Source organism: Streptomyces sp. CRCS-T-1, assembly GCF_024442335.1.
In the GTDB taxonomy this organism is placed as follows: Bacteria; Actinomycetota; Actinomycetes; order Streptomycetales; family Streptomycetaceae; genus Streptomyces; species Streptomyces koelreuteriae.
In genome coordinates, this window is sequence record NZ_CP101651.1 from 2,309,456 (window position 1) to 2,326,208 (window position 16,753).

Genomic DNA, 16,753 nt, shown 5'->3' on the forward strand with positions numbered 1-16,753 from the left:
CCGGCCCGGACATGCCCCTGCTGCTGCTCGACCTCGACAACACCCTCATCGACCGGGACGGGGCGTTCCGCGGTGCGGTGACGGCGTTTCTCGCCGAGTACGGGCTGCCCCCGCAGGACGTCGAGTGGGTCATGACCCTCGACGCGAGCGGATACACGCCCCGCCAGGAGGTCGCCCGGGCCCTGTACGACCGGTACGGCATCGGCCAGGACACCGTCCGCGCCCTGCTCGACCGGGGCGTGGCCGACCGTGTCGTCCTGGACGGCTCCACCCGCACCGCCCTCGACCGTGCGGCCACCGCCGGCTGGACCCTGGTCATCGTCACCAACGGCCGTACCGCGCAACAGGAGGCGAAGATCCGCAACACCGGCCTCGACGGGCTGACGCACGGCTGGGTCGTCTCCGAGGCGGTCGGGCACAAGAAGCCCGCGCCGGAGATCTTCCACGCCGCGGCCGCCACCGTCGGCGCCTCCCTCGACGGCGCCTGGGTGATCGGCGACTCCGCGCACGCCGACATCGCCGGCGCGGCGGCCATCGGCGTCCCGAGTGTCTGGGTGTCGGCGGGCCGTGCCTGGTCGGACGCGGCACTCCGCCCCACCCGAACCAGCTCCGACGCGGCCTCCGCCATCGACTCGGTCGTCCTCACCCGCCCCTGATCACATCGGCCGCCCGCATGTGATCCAACCGTCAATTGTTGAAAACGATTGTCAATGCTAAGGTCGGCGCAACCGCTCTCTTGACCACCCCTTTACCCGGAGGGCCCCGTGCGCCTGCCCGCTCGCCGCCTGCTTCCCGCCACCGCCCTCACGGCCGCTTCCGCCCTGCTCACCGGCTGCTTCACCGGCACCCAGCAGGCCACGGACGACTCCGGGCCGGGAGGCAAGCGCATACGCGTCGCCATGCTCCAGCCACCCCGCTCCGGCCTCTCCCCGCTCTCCGACGACGCGTTCAAGCTGTCGCGCTGGTCGACCGCCGAGACGCTGGTGAAGCTGGACCGGGAGGGCGACGCCCGGCCCGCGCTCGCCACCGAGTGGAAGCAGTCCGGCCGCACCTGGACCTTCAGCCTCCGCGACGGCGTCACCTTCCACGACGGCACGAAGCTCACCCCCGAAGCCGTCGTCCGGGCCCTCACCGAGGCCGCCACCGCCTCCCCCAAGCCCCGCATCCTCGACGGCGTGGACCTGACCGCGAAGGCCGACGGCGAGAAGGTCACCGTCACCACCGCCACCGAGGACCCCCTGGTCCCGCAGCGCCTCAGCTCCCCGCAGCTCGCGATCCTCGCGGCGAAGGCCTACCGGGGAAAGACCGTGAACCCCGTCGGCGCCGGCACCGGCCCCTTCGAGCTGACGAAGGTCACCGGCACCTCCTCCGCCACCCTCGACCGCTACGACGGCTACTGGGGCGGCAAGGCCGAATCCCCCGGCATCGACGTGAAGTTCGTCCCCGACGGCACCGCCCGCGCGGCGGCGCTGCGCAGCGGCGAGGCCGACATCGTCGAGGCGATCCCCGTCTCGCAGGCCGCCGTCCTGGACCAGGACCTGGTCACCGAGGTCCCGATGCCGCGCACCAACACCCTCTACCTGAACACCGGGAAGGGCGCGTTCAAGGACCCCGCGATCCGCGCCGCGGCCAGGGCGGCGATCGACGCCGAGTCGATCGTGAAGGGCGTCTACGAGGGCCGCGCCGACGTCGCGAAGGGCCTGCTCGGGCCCGCCCTCCCCTGGGCTGCCGAGCTGCGCACCCCGGTCGAGCGCGCCGAGCCCGGCGACCCGGCGGGCAAGACCGTCACGATCGGCACGTACACCGACCGCTCCGAGATGCCCGAGGCCGCCGCAGCGCTGCAACAGCAGCTCCAGAAGGCCGGGTTCAAGGTGAAGCTGGACGTGCGCGAGTACGCCAACATCGAGTCCGACGCGCTCGCGGGCCGCTTCGACGCGTTCGTCCTCTCCCGCGCCACCGTCCTCGACTCCGGCGACCCGGCCGCGTATCTCTACAGCGACTTCGCCTCCCAGGGCACCTTCAATCTCTCGCACCTGAAGGACCCCGAGGTCGACAAGGCCCTGAAGAAGGCCACCGACACCCCGGTCGGCGACGCCCGCCGCAAGGCGATCGCCGAGGCCGAGGCCGCCGTCCTGGCCACGGACGCGGCCGTTCCGATGCTCCACGAGCGCGTGATCCAGGGCGATGCCGCCGGGGTCGTGAACGCCGCGCACGACCCGCGCGAGCGGGAACTCGTCACCGCGGACACCTACGTCAAGTGAAGTCCCTCGCGAAGCACACGGCCGGGCTGACCCGCTGCGCCGGTCTCCTCGCCGTCCTGGCCGTCGTCGGCCTGCTGCCCTGGCTCTCCCACCGCGACCCGGCACTCACCGTGCTGCGCGCCCGGTCGGCCGAGCAGGAGGCGACCGAGGAGGCCCTGGCCGCGATCCGCGCCGACCTCGGCCTGGACGCCGGTCCGCTGTCCCTGCTCGGCCGGTGGGCCGCCGACCTGCTGCACGGCGACTTCGGCACCTCCTGGGTGTCGGGCCACGACGTCCTGCCCTCCGTGATCGCCGGGCTCCAGGTGTCGCTGGGGCTGATGGGTGCGGCGCTCGGCGTGGCGGTCCTGCTGGCCGCCGCGCTGGTGACGCCGGTGCTGGTGCGCGGGCGGGGCTCGGCCGGGGCGTTCGCCGCGATGCTGGCCGCCGTACCCGAGTTCCTGCTGGCCACCGTGGCGCTGCTGGTGTTCGGGGTGTGGCTCGGATGGCTGCCGACGTCCGGCTGGCAGAGCGTCGAGTATCTGGTGCTGCCCGCGCTCGCCCTGGGCGTCCCGGCGGGCGGGCTGCTCGGGCGGCTGGTGGCGGACGCGCTGCCCGCCGTGCTCGACGAGCGGTGGGCGGAGCTGTGGCGGGGCGCCGGGGTGAGCCGGGCGCGGATCGCGGGGGCGGCGCTGCGGCGCGTTCTGCCGCCGCTGGTACCGCAGTTCGGGATGGTCGCCGTCGGTCTGACGGGTGGTGCGGTGGCCGTGGAGACGGTGTTCGCGGTGCCGGGCATCGGCCGTACGGCCCTCGGCGCGGCCCGGTCGCAGGATCTTCCGCTGCTGCAGGGCTCGGTCCTCGCGCTGCTGCTGCTCGGGCTGGTCGCGGGCGCGGTGGCGGCGGGCGTACGACACCGGCTGCTGGGGCCCTCGCTGCGGGACGCCGGGCTGACGCTGCCACCGGCCCGCCCGGTCCGCGCGCACCCGGCCGTTCCGGTGGTCCTGGCCGCCGTTCTGCTGCTCACCATCGGCTGGGGCCTGCTGCGCGACCCCTACACCGTGGACACCACCGTCCGTCTCGCCGCGCCTTCCTGGTCACATCCGCTCGGCACCGACGGTCTCGGCCGTGATGTGCTCGCCCGGCTCGGTCACGGCGCCGCCTCGACGGTCGGCACGGCGACGGCGGTCTGTCTGCTGGGCCTGCTGATCGCACTCGTGCTGGGCTTCGCGCCGGGCCTCGCGGCGGGCGCGTCGGACATCGCCAACGCCCTGCCGCCGGTGATCGTCGGCATCCTGGTCGCGGCGGCCGTCGGACCGGGCACCGGAGGGGCGGCCCTGGCGGTGGCTCTGATCTCCTGGCCCGCCCTGTCCGCGCACGCGGCGGCCCTGGTCCAGGAGGTGCGGGCGTCCGCGTTCCTCACCGCCCAACGGGCCATCGGCGCAAGCCCGTTCTGGATCCTCACCCGGCATGTCCTGCCGTCCGTCGCCGCCCCGGTCGCCCGCCATGCCCTGCTGCGGCTGCCGGGCATCGCCCTGGCCCTGGCCTCCCTCGGCTTCCTGGGCCTCGGCGCCCAGCCGCCCGCCCCCGAGTGGGGCCTGCTGCTGGAGGAGTCCCGGGCCTATGTGGAACGCGCCCCGTGGGCGGCCCTCGCCCCGGCGGTGGCCCTGGCCCTGCTGGCGGGCCTCGCCGTGTCGGGCGCGGCGCTCACGCAAGGCCGGAGAGTACGGCGAACCACCCCGGCGCCCGTCGAGACCAAGGCGAAGAAGGAGGCCCCCGTTGGAGTCTGAGCCCCTGCTGTCCGTGCGCGAGCTGCGGATCGCCTTCGACGGGGTCGAGGCCGTGCGCGGTCTCTCCTTCGACGTGCTGCCGCGTGAAGTCCTGGGAATCGTCGGCGAGTCAGGAGCGGGCAAGTCCCTCACGGCCCGCGCGCTCCTCGGCATGACGCCGCGCGGCGCGACCACCGGCGGGACGATCACCCCGGACCTCTCCGCCCACCGCGGCCGCCGTATCTCCCTCGTCCCGCAGGACGCCCTGTCCGCCCTCTCCCCCGTGCACCCGGTCGGCGACCAACTCGCCGCCGCTGTACGGTCGGTGACCGGGGCCTCCCGCAAGGAGGCCCGGGCCCGGGCGGTCGCGGCCCTGGACCGCGTAGGCATCCCGGACGCGGCACGCACGGCACGGGCGTATCCGCACGAGTACTCCGGCGGCATGCGACAGCGCGCCGTGATCGCCATGGCCACGATCAACGAGCCCGACCTCGTCATCGCCGACGAGCCCACCACCGCCCTCGACGAGGAGCGCCGCGACCAGGTCCTGCGGCTGCTCGCCGAGCAGCGGGAGGCGGTCGGCGCCGCGCTCGTCCTGGTCACCCACGACCTGGACGCCGTGGCGGCCCACGCGGACCGGGTGCTGGTCATGTACGCCGGCCGCCTCACCGAACTCGGCCCGGCGGAAGAGGTACTGGCCCGCCCCCGCGCCCCCTATACGGCCGGCCTGCTGGCGTCCCTCCCGCAGCACGCTCCCCCGGGCCGCCGCCTGCCCGCCCTGCGCGGCACCCCGCCCGCCCCGGGCGCGCTCCCGCCGGGCTGCGCCTTCGCCCCGCGCTGCCCGCTCGCCGCGGACCCCTGCCACACGACGGAACCGGAGCCCCGGCAGGTGGCCGGACGCCTGGTCGCCTGCCATCGCCATGAGGAACTCCCCCACCCCGCGACGGAGTTGTTCATGAAGGAGGGACAACCGGCATGACCGATCCCCTGCTCGACGTCCGCGACCTGGTCGTCCGCTACGGCCAGGTCACCGCCGTGGACGGCGTCTCCTTCTCCCTGGCCCCCGGAGAAACCCTCGCCCTGAACGGCCCGTCCGGCTGCGGCAAGTCCTCCACGGCCCTCGCGGTGCTCCAGCTCCGCCGCCCGGCCGGAGGTGAAGTCCATTTCGAGGGGCGGGAGTTGACGTCCCTCCCGGAACACGAACTGCGTCCGCTGCGTCCCCGTATGCAGCCCGTCTTCCAGGACCCGTACGGCTCGCTGAGCCCCCGCCACCGCATCCGGGACGCCGTCGCCGAACCGCTGAAGGTCCAGGGCCGCTGGCGCCCCACGGCCGGGCCCGCCCGGGTGGCCGAACTCCTCGACCGGGTCGGCCTCGACCCCGCGTACGGCGACCGCCGGCCGCACGAACTCTCCGGCGGCCAGTGCCAGCGTGCCGGCATCGCCCGCGCCCTGGCCTGCGAACCACGCCTGCTGGTCCTCGACGAGCCGGTGTCGTCGCTCGACCCGTCGGTGCGGGCGGGCGTACTGAACCTGCTGGCCGACCTCCAGGACGACCTGGGCCTCGGCTACCTGTTCATCTGCCACGACCGAGCGCTCGTACGGCACTTCGCGGACCGGGTGATCGAGATGCGCGAGGGCCGCCTCACGTCCGGTCAGCGGCCTCGATGACCTGGCGCAGCCCGTCGGTGAGCGCGTCGGCGTCCGGCGCACGCTCGGGGTCGAAGTTCCACTGTGCGATGAGCCCCGTCATCAGCGTCGTGTAGAACCTGCCGAGCGTATCCAGGGTCTTGTCCGGGATGTCCTCCTCACGGACCCCCATGAAGAGCGCGACCAGGGCACGCTCGGCATCCCGCTGCTGTTGCGCCAGATGGTCGCGCACCACGGGCAGCTGGTCCCCCATGGCCACGATCTCCATGCTGAGGCGCCACATCGAACCGGGCCCCCGCATGGTCCCGATGATGTTGGACCACACCTCCTGGAACCGCTCCAGCGAGCCGGGCTCGGCCTCGCTCCCCCCGGGCTTCTCCCCCTCGAAGGCGTCGGAGAGCTCACCGACCAGCGACAGATACGCCTCCGCGACCAGCGCGTCCTTCGAGCCGTAGTGATAGCCGATCGAAGCCAGGTTGGTCCCCGACTCCTTGACGATGTCGCGCGCGGTCGTGCGCATGAACCCCTTCGCCAACAGGCAGCGCTTGGCGCCCTCGAGCAGATCCTCACGGTGTCCCATGACAGCCCACTCTACCCCGGCATTCATACACCCGTCCCAGACGTACGTTTTATACATGCGTACTAGACAAGCGTTTAAGACGCTCGTACAGTCCTGCCCATGACGACGAACCCCACCCCTCCGGCCCGTGCCGGCCGCCGTGAATGGACGGCGCTCGGCGTGCTGATGCTGCCGTTGCTGCTGGTCTCGATGGACGTCTCCGTCCTGTACTTCGCGGTCCCCGCGATCAGCGCCGACCTGGAGCCGAGCGCCACCCAGCAGCTCTGGATCTTCGACATCTACGGCTTCGTCCTGGCCGGCCTGCTGATGACCATGGGCTCCCTCGGCGACCGCATCGGCCGCCGCAGGCTCCTGCTGTTCGGCGCCGCCGCCTTCGGCGCGGCCTCCCTGGTGGCGGCCTATGCGAACAGCGCCGAGACCCTGATCGCCGCCCGGGCGGTCCTCGGCATCGGCGGCGCGACACTGATGCCCTCGACGATGGCGCTGGTGCGCACGATGTTCACCGACCCCGCGCAGCGCACCAAGGCGATCGGCGTGTGGTCGGGGGTGATGACGGCCGGCATCGCGCTCGGCTCGGTGATGAGCGGTGTGCTGGTCGAGCACTTCTGGTGGGGCTCGGTCTTCCTGGTCAATCTGCCCGCGATGGCACTGCTCCTGGTCCTCGGGCCCTTCCTGCTGCCCGAGTCGAGGAACCCGCACCCCGGCCGCTTCGACCGGCTGAGCGTTCCGCTGTCGATGGCGGCGGTGCTCCCCGTGATCTACGGCCTGAAGGAACTCGCGTCGCAGGGCTGGGACGTGCGGTACGCGATGTCGGTGTCCGTCGGCCTGGTCTTCGCCGCGCTCTTCGTCCACCGCCAGCGCACGGCGGTGTCCCCGCTGATCTCACCGGAGCTGTTCCGGGCCCGCGGTTTCGGCCCGGCCGTCGTCCTCAACCTCGTCGCCGCCTTCGGCATGATGGGCTCGGCGTACTTCACGACGCAGTACATCCAGTCGGTCCTGGACATGGGCCCCCTGGAGGCGGCGCTGTGGAGCCTGCTGCCGTCGGTGCCGATCGGGCTGGCGGCCGTGGCCGGCGCGCAGTTGGTGCAGCGGGGCGTTCCCCGCGCGCATGTCGTCGGCGGAGGCTTCGCGGTCACCGCGTGCGGCTATGTGCTGCTGGCCCTGGCCGGGACGGACTCGCTGTGGCTGCTGCTCGCCGCGTGCGCCGTTCTGGCCTCCGGCGTGGTCGTCGTCATGTCGCAGGTGGCGGACCTGGCCCTGAACGCCGCCCCGGTGGAGAAGGCGGGCGCGGCCTCGTCCCTGCTGGAGACGGGCACCGAGTTCGGCGGCGCGCTGAGCATGGCGTTCCTGGGCTCCATCGGTACGGCCGTCTACCGCCACGAGATCCCGGCCTCGGCGCCCGCCCCGGCCCGCGAGACCCTGGGCGGCGCCTTGGCCGTCGCCGACCGGCTGCCGGGGCGCGCGGGAGACGCCCTGGCGACGGCGGCCCGCGAGGCCTTCACCAGCGGTATGCACGCGGCGGCGATCACCAGCGCGGTGCTGCTGGTGGGAGCGGCGGTGGCCGCCACGGTGCTCCTGCGGCGGGTCCCCGAAAAGGAAAACGCCGGACGGGCTGATCAGCTCAGCCCGTCCGGCGTCTGAAGGCAGGTCAGACCAGGTTCACGGAACGAGCGGAGGTCGTACCGATCTCCGCCGCCACCTCGGCCAGCACCCCGGCGGTCACCGTGTCGTCCACGGTCAGCACCGCCAGCGCCTCGCCGCCGACCGCGGCCCGCGAGACCTGCATGCCGGCGATGTTGATGCCCGCCTCGCCGAGGATGCGGCCCACGGTGCCGACGACACCCGGACGGTCCTCGTACCGCAGCACGACCATGTGCTCGGCGAGCGCGAGGTCGACGTCGTACTCCCCGACCGCGACGATCTTCTGGAGGTGCTTCGGGCCGGCCAGCGTGCCGGAGACCGACACCTCCTCGCCGTCGGCGAGGGTGCCGCGCACGGTGACGACATTGCGGTGCTCGGACGCCTCGGAGCTGGTGGTCAGGCGCACCTCGACCCCGCGCTCCTGCGCGAACAGCGGGGCGTTCACATAGGACACCGTCTCGTCGACGACGTCCTCGAAGACACCCTTGAGGGCGGACAGCTCCAGCACCTTCACATCGTGCTGGGTGATCTCGCCGTACACCTCGACGTCGAGGCGGACCGCGACCTCACCGGCGAGCGCCGTGAAGATCCGGCCGAGACGCTCGGCGAGCGGCAGGCCCGGCTTGACGTCCTCGGCGATGACACCGCCCTGCACGTTCACCGCGTCCGGGACGAGCTCACCGGCGAGGGCGAGCCGCACCGAGCGGGCGACGGCGATACCGGCCTTCTCCTGCGCCTCGTCCGTGGAGGCACCGAGGTGCGGGGTGGCGACGACCTGGTCGAACTCGAAGAGCGGGGAGTCCGTGCAGGGCTCCTTCGCGTACACGTCGAGACCGGCACCGGCGACCCGGCCCTCCTTGAGGGCGGAGTACAGCGCCTCCTCGTCGACGATCCCGCCGCGCGCGGCGTTGACGATGCGCACGCTCGGCTTGACCTTGCGCAGTGCCTCGTCGCCGATCAGACCGAGGGTCTCGGGCGTCTTCGGGAGGTGGACGGTGATGAAGTCGGAGACCTCGAGCAGCTCGTCCAGCGACAGCACCTTGACGCCCATCTGCGCGGCGCGGGCCGGCTGCACATAGGGGTCGTAGGCGACGACCTTCATGCCGAAGGCCGACATGCGCTGGGCGACGAGGGCACCGATGCGGCCGAGGCCGACGACGCCGAGGGTCTTCTCGGCCAGCTCGACGCCGGTGTACTTGCTGCGCTTCCACTCGCTGTTCTTCAGCGCGGCGTTGGCCTGCGGAATGTTGCGGGCGGTGGCGAGCAGCAGACCGCAGGCCAGCTCGGCGGCGGTCACGATGTTCGAGGTGGGGGCGTTGACGACCATCACGCCGGCCTTGGTGGCGGCGGAGACGTCCACGTTGTCCAGGCCGACGCCGGCTCGTGCGACGACCTTGAGCTTGTTCGCCGCGGCGATCGCCTCGGCGTCGACCTTGGTGGCCGAACGGATCAGGATCGCGTCGACATCGGCGATGGCCGGGAGCAGCTCGGCTCGGTCCCCGCCGTTGCAATGCCGGATCTCGAAGTCCGGGCCAAGCGCGTCGACGGTTGCGGGCGACAGCTCTTCAGCGATGAGTACGACGGGTTTCGAGCTCACGTGAGTCCTCACAAGTCCAGTGCTGCGGACGGCCGTCCCGACGGCCGCAGGCGGTGGAGGGGCTAGCCGCGTGGAAGACGCACGACGCTGTGAGCCTGACGCGTATATATGCAGCAGTGTAGTGGTGCTGCGGTGGGCGCCTCACGCCTGTGCGGAAGGATCACCCGGACGAGAAAGGGGCCGGTCGCGGCAGCGGTGCCGCGGCCGGCCCCGGGGGCTCACGCCTCCTCGTCGACCCAGCTCATGAGCTTGCGCAGCTCCTTGCCGGTGGTCTCCAGCAGGTGCTCGGAGTCCTGGGTCTTGTACTCGTTGTACTTCTTCAGACCGCCGTGGTACTCGTCCATCCACTGCTGGGCGAAGGTGCCGTCCTGGATCTCGGCGAGGACCTTCTTCATCTCGGCCTTGGTGGCGTCCGTGATGATCCGCGGGCCGGTGACGTAGTCGCCCCACTCGGCGGTCTCGGAGATCGACCAGCGCATCTTCTCCAGGCCGCCCTCGTACATGAGGTCCACGATCAGCTTCAGCTCGTGCAGGCACTCGAAGTAGGCGATCTCCGGCTGGTAGCCGGCCTCGGTCAGGGTCTCGAAGCCCGCCTTGACCAGAGCGGCGGTGCCACCGCAGAGAACGGCCTGCTCGCCGAAGAGGTCGGTCTCGGTCTCCTCGGTGAAGGTCGTCTTGATGACGCCGGCGCGGGTGCCGCCGATGCCCTTGGCGTACGACAGGGCCAGCGCGAAGCCGTTGCCCGTGGCGTCCTGCTCGACGGCGGCGATGCACGGAACGCCGCGGCCCTCCTCGTACTGGCGGCGGACCAGGTGGCCCGGGCCCTTCGGGGCGACCATGCAGACGTCCACGCCGGCCGGGGGCTTGATGAAGTCGAAGCGGATGTTCAGGCCGTGCCCGAAGAACAGCGCGTCGCCGTCGTTCAGGTTGTCCTTGATGTGCTCCTCGTAGACCTGGGCCTGGATCGGGTCCGGGACGAGGATCATGATGACGTCGGCCTCGGCGGCGGCCTCCGACGGGCTCACCACGCGCAGGCCCTGCTCCTCGGCCTTGGCCTTGGACTTGGAGCCCTCGTGCAGACCGACGCGGACGTCGACACCCGAGTCACGGAGCGACAGCGCGTGGGCGTGGCCCTGGCTGCCGTACCCGATGACCGCGACCTTGCGGCCCTGGATGATGGACAGGTCGGCGTCGGCGTCGTAGAACAGCTCGGCCACTTTGGGTTCTCTCCTCGGGAGTGCAGGTGTTGCGTCCCACCGTATGACGGAGGGCGGAAGGGAAGTCTGAGGGTCTCGGAATACGGGCGGCCGACGGCGCGCCGACCGCCCGTTCCCAGGTATTACGCCGACCGGTCCAGGGCGCGCAGCGACCGGTCCGTGATGGAGCGGGCGCCGCGGCCGATCGCGATCGTGCCGGACTGGACCAGCTCCTTGATGCCGTACGGCTCCAGCATCTTGAGCATGGCGGAGAGCTTCTCGCCGGATCCGGTGGCCTCGATGGTGACGGCCTCCGGGGAGACGTCGACGGTCTTGGCGCGGAACAGCTGGACGATCTCGACGATCTGGGAGCGCGTCTCGTTGTCGGCGCGCACCTTCACCAGAACGAGTTCGCGCTGCACCGCCTGCGACGGCTCCAGCTCGACGATCTTGAGCACGTTGACGAGCTTGTTGAGCTGCTTGGTCACCTGCTCCAGCGGCAGGTCCTCCACCCCCACGACGATGGTGATGCGGGAGATGTCGGGGTGCTCGGTGACACCGACGGCGAGCGAGTCGATGTTGAAGCCGCGGCGGGAGAACAGGGCGGCGATCCGGGCGAGGATGCCGGGCGTGTTCTCCACCAGGACGGAGAGCGTGTGCTTGGACATGATCTTTTACGTCTCTCTCGCTCAGTCGTCTTCGTTGTCGCCGAAGTCGGGGCGGACGTCCCGGGCGGCCATGATCTCGTCGTTGGAGGTGCCGGCGGCGACCATCGGCCAGACCATCGCGTCCTCGTGGACGATGAAGTCGACGACGACGGGGCGGTCGTTGATGGAGTTCGCCTCCTCGATGACCTTGTCGAGGTCGTCCGGGGACTCGCAGCGGATGGCGTAGCAGCCCATGGCCTCCGACAGCTTCACGAAGTCGGGGACGCGGGTGCCGCGGGCCTGCGGGTTGATGTCCTCCGGGCCGGAGTGCAGGACCGTGTTGGAGTACCGCTGGTTGTAGAAGAGGGTCTGCCACTGGCGGACCATCCCGAGGGCGCCGTTGTTGATGACGGCGACCTTGATCGGGATGTTGTTCAGGGCGCAGGTGGTGAGTTCCTGGTTGGTCATCTGGAAGCAGCCGTCGCCGTCGATGGCCCAGACGGCCCGCTCAGGGGCACCGGCCTTGGCGCCCATGGCGGCGGGGACGGCGTAGCCCATGGTTCCGGCGCCGCCGGAGTTCAGCCAGGTGCCCGGCTTGTCGTACTCGATGAAGTGGGCGGCCCACATCTGGTGCTGGCCGACGCCCGCCGCGAAGATCGTGCCCTCGGGGGCGAGCTGGCCGATGCGCTGGATGACGTGCTGCGGGGAGAGCGAGCCGTCGTCGGGCTGGTCGTAGCCGAGCGGGTAGGTGTCGCGCCAGCGGCTCAGGTCCTTCCACCAGGCGCTGTAGTCGCCCTGCTGGCCTTCGCTGTGCTCCTTCTGGACGGCCTGGATCAGGTCGGCGATGACCTCGCGGGCGTCTCCGACGATCGGCACGTCGGCGGCGCGGTTCTTGCCGATCTCGGCCGGGTCGATGTCCGCGTGGACGATCTTGGCGAAGGGGGCGAAGCTGTCCAGCTTGCCGGTGACGCGGTCGTCGAAGCGGGCGCCGAGGGCGACGATCAGGTCCGCCTTCTGCAGACCGGTGACGGCGGCCACCGAGCCGTGCATGCCGGGCATGCCCAGGTGCTGGGGGTGGTCGTCGGGGAACGCGCCGAGCGCCATCAGGGTGGTGGTGACGGGCGCGCCGGTGAGCTCGGCGAGGACCTTCAGCTCGGCGGTGGCCCTGGCCTTGAGCACGCCGCCGCCGACGTACAGCACGGGACGCCTGGCCTGGGTGATCAGCTTGGCTGCCTCGCGGATCTGCTTGGCGTGCGGCTTGGTCACCGGGCGGTAGCCGGGCAGGTCCATGGCGGGCGGCCAGGAGAAGGTGGTCTTCGCCTGGAGGGCGTCCTTGGCGATGTCGACCAGGACCGGTCCGGGGCGGCCGGTGGAGGCGATGTGGAAGGCCTGCGCGATGATCTGCGGGATGTCCTCGGCCTTGGTGACGAGGAAGTTGTGCTTGGTGATCGGCATGGTGATGCCGACGATGTCCGCCTCCTGGAAGGCGTCCGTGCCGATCGCCTTGGACGCCACCTGGCCGGTGATCGCGACCAGCGGCACGGAGTCCATGTGCGCGTCGGCGATCGGGGTGACCAGGTTGGTCGCGCCGGGCCCCGAGGTGGCCATGCAGACGCCGACCTTGCCGGTGGCCTGCGCGTAGCCGGTGGCGGCGTGACCGGCGCCCTGCTCGTGCCGGACCAGGACGTGGCGCACCCTGGTGGAGTCCATCAGCGGGTCGTAGGCCGGAAGGATCGCACCGCCGGGAATGCCGAATACCGTGTCGGCGCCGACCTCCTCGAGAGAGCGGATGAGGGACTGCGCGCCCGTCACCTGCTCGGGGGCGGAGTGTCCTCCGGATCGGGGCCGGGGCTGCGGGTGGTGGGCCCCGGTGGCCTGCTCGGTCATCGGCATTCTCTTCTCAGATGCTGAGGGTTTTTTGCGAGGTTCGTGCGGTTTTCGGCTGCTGCACGTCAGGCGCCTGTGCAACAAAAAACCCCTCGTGCCATAAGGCAAGCGAGGGGAGCGCGCCGGGTGGAGTCGCTGAGCGGTCGAGGCTCAGCGTCAGCCGACGCGCTTTCCAAGTACGAGAATTCGGGTGCGCATGGCACAGACCCTCCCCCCGGCGCACACTCACTGTCAAGTGGGTGGGACGGGAGTCTCATTATGTGAGCGTAGGGCCGTACCGCCTCCGATGACGGCGGACACTCCCGAGCTGTACACCCGCGGGGCGCCGCCCGCGAACACCGGCTCGGCCGGTGCGTTCGGCACCGGGTAGTGGCCACCGGCGAGCGCCCGGCGCAGCCGGTACTCGTCGAGCGGTCCGGAGAACGCCATGCCCTGCCCGTGCGTGCAGCCCATCGCGCGCAGGGCGACGACCTGCTCGGGCAGGTCCACCCCCTCGGCCACGGACTTCAGCCCGAGATCGGTGGCGATGCGCAGCAGCCCACTGGTGATTTTGTACAGCCGGGCCGACTCGACGACGCCCTCGACCAGCGCGCGGTCGAGTTTCAGGATGTCGACGGGGAACCGCCTGAGGGCCGTGATCGCCGCGCAGTCGCTGCCGAACCCGTCGAGCGCGATCCGGACGCCGACCCGCCGCAGGGCGCCGAGGCGCCGCTCCAGCTCGTCCGGCGAGACCTTCGGGCCGGTGTCGGACAGCTCGATGATCAGCGACCCGGAGGGCAGCCCGTGCCGGGTGAGCAGCGCCTCGATCGAGCCGAGCGGCATCGACCGGTCCAGCAGGCGGCGCGCGCTCATCCGGACCACGACCGGCACGGACAGCCCGGTCGCCTGCCGCTCGGCGGCCTGCTCGACGGCTTCCTCGATCACCCACCGGCCCAGCTCGGCGGTCTTGTCGCTGTCCTCGGCCACGCGCAGGAACTCCGCCGGGGTGAACAGCACCCCCTGTGAGGAGCGCCAGCGCGCCTGCGCGGACACCGATGTGATCCGGCCGTCCTCCAGGCAGACCACCGGCTGGTGCAGCAGGGCGAACTCGCCGTCGTGCAGCGCGGCCCGCAGGCGCGTGGCCAGCTCCACCTTGCGTACGACGTCCTGCTGCATCTGTGGCTTGTACAGCTCGACGCGGCCCTTGCCGCCGGCCTTGGCGCGGTACATGGCCAGGTCGGCGTTGCGCAGCAGCTCGCCCGCGCCGAGGCCCGCGTCCGCGAAGGCGACGCCGATGGAGGCGTTGACACGGACATCGTTGCCGTCGATGAGGTACGGCTGGGACAGCGTCGTCCTGAGGCGGTCGGCGAGTTCCACTATGTGCCGCTCCCGGGCGGCCCGGTCGCGGGTGTTGTCGCCGACGATCAGGGCCGCGAACTCGTCGCCGCCCAGCCGGGAGGCGGTGTCGCCCTGGCGGACGGAGTCCTGGAGTCTGCGGGCGGCCTGGACGAGCAGCTCGTCCCCCGCCTGGTGCCCGATGGTGTCGTTGACGGCCTTGAAGCCGTCGAGGTCGATGAACAGCACGGCCGTGTTCCGCAGGGCCACGCCCCGGTCGGAGGCCCTTCGGCCCGAGAGGGCGTGCTGGACGCGCCGGGTGAACAGGGCGCGGTTGGGCAGGTCCGTGAGCGGGTCGTGCTCGGCGTTGTGCTGCAACTGGGCCTGGAGCCGGACCCTTTCGGTCACGTCCCTGCTGTTGAAGATGAGGCCGCCGTGATGGCGGTTGACGGTCGATTCGACGTTGAGCCAGGCTCCGTCACCCGACCGGAAGCGGCACTCGATGCGCGTAGTGGGTTCCTCGACGGGGCTGGCGGCGAGGAACCTGCGCGCCTCATGCACGACGCAGCCGAGGTCCTCCGGGTGGATGAGATTGGCCAGTTCCGTACCCACCAGATCCTCCGCCGAGCGGCCGTAGACACCGGCGGCGGCCGGGGAGACGTACCTCAGGACTCCGCTGGGCGCGGCGATCATGATGACGTCGCTGGAGCCCTGCACCAGGGAGCGGAAGTGGTTCTCCGCCTGGGCCAGTTCCTGGGTGAGGGTGATGTTGTCGAGCAGCATGATGCCCTGGCGCACGACGAGCGCGAGCACGACCGTGCCCCCGGTCAGCAGGACCACGCGGTCGACGCTGCGGCCGTTGAGGACGTTGTAGAGGATCCCCAGCGTGCACACGGCGGCCGCGAGATACGGCGTGAGGGCGGCGAGGGAGCCGGAGATGGGCCGGGCGGCCGGATAGCGGCCGAGCTCGCCTCCGGGTGCGGGCGGCTGGTGGTGCGGCCCGCTGCGCTGCCCGGGCAGGTGCTCGTGCACCACGCGCGTGTGCCCGGTCGTGCTCTGCCGGTCGAGGCCGTGCCGGTCGGTGTCCGGCGTGCGGGGCGCGGCCCACGGGGCGTACGCCAGGAGCAGCGAGCCGGCGAACCAGCCCGCGTCGAGCAACTGGCCGGAGCGGTAGTCGTGGTGCATCAGCGGCGAGGTGAACAGGGCGTCGCACATCACGGTCAGCGCGAGCGCGCCGATGGCGGTGTTGACCGCGGAGCGGTTCACCGCGGAGCGCCTGAAGTGCAGCGCGAGGACCATGCTGACCAGTGCGATGTCGAGCAGCGGGTAGGCCAGCGACAGCGCGGTGTGCGCCACGCCGGGCCCTTCGGACTTGGCGGCCTGGGCAAGGGCGAGGCTCCAGGCCAGGGTGAGCAGCGAGCCGCCGATCAGCCAGGCGTCCAGCCCGAGACAGACCCAGCCGGCCTTGGACGCCGGCCGCTTGGCGAGCACGAGCAGCCCGACGATGGCGGGCGGCGCGAAGCAGAGGAAGAACAGGTCGGCGTAGCTGGGGCTGGGCACGGGCAGTCCGAGGACCACCTCGTACCACCCCCAGACGAGGTTGCCGAGGGCCGCCATGGCCGAGGAGAGGCCGAAGAGCAGCCATGCGGGTCGAAAGCGGGTGCGGCGGTTGCGGGCGTAGAGGAAGCACGACACGGAGGCCGTGGCCGCTGCGGCGCTCAGCCCGAAGTCGCCCATGATGAGCGCCACTTGGTAGGAGCCCCAGCCGAGCGCGGAACCGACGGCGTATCCCGCGCAGACGAGGGCGAGGACGAGTTGGAGGGCCAGGCCCGGCCGAGGGCCGGAGAGCGGCGTACGGGGCAGCAGCACCCCTGGCGACGGAGGCTGTGCCCGCAGCGCTCCGTCCAGCATGGGGGTCGGGGGCGCACTCACCGGGCCCTCCCGGTCCGTGCGCCTTGGTCATGATCGCTGCGGTGGGTGTGGTGGCCGCCGTGATCGGCGTGGTGACCGCGTCGGAACGCGGCCGTCCGCCAGGGTCGCCGCCGGCCGCCCCGTCCGGTCGGATCGCTCGTCCATGGGCCGTGCATCGCCTGTCGCCCCCCTCACAGTCCGAAGTGTCCGTCCCCGGCGCCGAATATCCCCCGGCGCTGCCCCTGTCGGGACGATACACCAGTCTCGTCACTCAGGGACATAGGTTCTCTACTCTCCGTGACGATCAACAGATATATGAGTACCCACCGC

Annotated in this window: 12 protein-coding genes; 6 read left to right on the plus strand and 6 right to left on the minus strand. The window is 71.6% G+C overall.

From position 1 onward, the window contains the following. Window positions 1-11: 11 nt before the first annotated feature. From NNW99_RS10095 to NNW99_RS10115, 5 genes are all read left to right on the plus strand, one after another. Complete coding sequence (locus NNW99_RS10095; protein ID WP_215118360.1) at window positions 12-656, plus strand: HAD family hydrolase; 645 nt, start codon at window positions 12-14, stop codon at window positions 654-656. A gap of 108 nt (window positions 657-764) precedes the next feature. Beyond that, entirely contained in the window at window positions 765-2,261 is a 1,497-nt protein-coding gene (locus tag NNW99_RS10100) for an ABC transporter substrate-binding protein (protein WP_215118361.1), read from the plus strand. Then, window positions 2,258-4,024 carry an ABC transporter permease subunit gene (locus NNW99_RS10105; RefSeq protein ID WP_215118362.1) on the plus strand — a complete coding sequence of 589 codons (1,767 nt, stop codon included), beginning with the start codon at window positions 2,258-2,260 and terminating at the stop codon, window positions 4,022-4,024. Before NNW99_RS10100 ends, NNW99_RS10105 begins: the two co-directional genes overlap by 4 nt. Next, on the plus strand, window positions 4,014-4,982 hold the full coding sequence (locus NNW99_RS10110) for an ABC transporter ATP-binding protein (protein ID WP_215118363.1): 969 nt from the start codon (window positions 4,014-4,016) through the stop codon (window positions 4,980-4,982). Before NNW99_RS10105 ends, NNW99_RS10110 begins: the two co-directional genes overlap by 11 nt. Then, on the plus strand, window positions 4,979-5,671 hold the full coding sequence (locus NNW99_RS10115) for a dipeptide/oligopeptide/nickel ABC transporter ATP-binding protein (protein ID WP_215118364.1): 693 nt from the start codon (window positions 4,979-4,981) through the stop codon (window positions 5,669-5,671). Before NNW99_RS10110 ends, NNW99_RS10115 begins: the two co-directional genes overlap by 4 nt. Here the strand turns inward: NNW99_RS10115 and NNW99_RS10120 are convergent. After that, complete coding sequence (locus tag NNW99_RS10120; protein WP_215118365.1) at window positions 5,646-6,230, minus strand: TetR/AcrR family transcriptional regulator; 585 nt, start codon at window positions 6,228-6,230, stop codon at window positions 5,646-5,648. The two genes, NNW99_RS10115 and NNW99_RS10120, sit on opposite strands and share 26 nt — an antisense overlap. Window positions 6,231-6,329: 99 nt before the next feature. Here NNW99_RS10120 and NNW99_RS10125 point away from each other — a divergent pair, with 99 nt between their 5' ends. Then, on the plus strand, window positions 6,330-7,871 hold the full coding sequence (locus tag NNW99_RS10125; RefSeq protein WP_215118366.1) for an MFS transporter: 1,542 nt from the start codon (window positions 6,330-6,332) through the stop codon (window positions 7,869-7,871). Window positions 7,872-7,878: 7 nt separating this feature from the next. Here NNW99_RS10125 and serA read toward each other — a convergent pair whose 3' ends face one another. From serA to NNW99_RS10150, 5 genes are all read right to left on the minus strand, one after another. Next, the gene (gene serA / locus NNW99_RS10130) at window positions 7,879-9,468 is read right to left on the minus strand and encodes a phosphoglycerate dehydrogenase (RefSeq protein ID WP_215118367.1); all 1,590 of its coding nucleotides are present in this window, start codon (window positions 9,466-9,468) and stop codon (window positions 7,879-7,881) included. A 218-nt stretch (window positions 9,469-9,686) separates the two neighbouring features. Beyond that, complete coding sequence (gene ilvC / locus NNW99_RS10135; RefSeq protein WP_215118368.1) at window positions 9,687-10,685, minus strand: ketol-acid reductoisomerase; 999 nt, start codon at window positions 10,683-10,685, stop codon at window positions 9,687-9,689. A gap of 122 nt (window positions 10,686-10,807) precedes the next feature. Next, window positions 10,808-11,332, minus strand: coding sequence for an acetolactate synthase small subunit (gene ilvN / locus NNW99_RS10140; protein WP_010048631.1), 525 nt, complete (start codon window positions 11,330-11,332; stop codon window positions 10,808-10,810). Between the two features lie 21 nt (window positions 11,333-11,353). Then, window positions 11,354-13,204, minus strand: a complete 1,851-nt coding sequence (locus NNW99_RS10145; protein WP_215118369.1) for an acetolactate synthase large subunit — start codon at window positions 13,202-13,204, stop codon at window positions 11,354-11,356. A gap of 225 nt (window positions 13,205-13,429) precedes the next feature. Continuing rightward, window positions 13,430-16,444 carry a bifunctional diguanylate cyclase/phosphodiesterase gene (locus tag NNW99_RS10150; protein ID WP_215118370.1) on the minus strand — a complete coding sequence of 1,005 codons (3,015 nt, stop codon included), beginning with the start codon at window positions 16,442-16,444 and terminating at the stop codon, window positions 13,430-13,432. Between the last annotated feature and the right edge of the window lie 309 nt (window positions 16,445-16,753).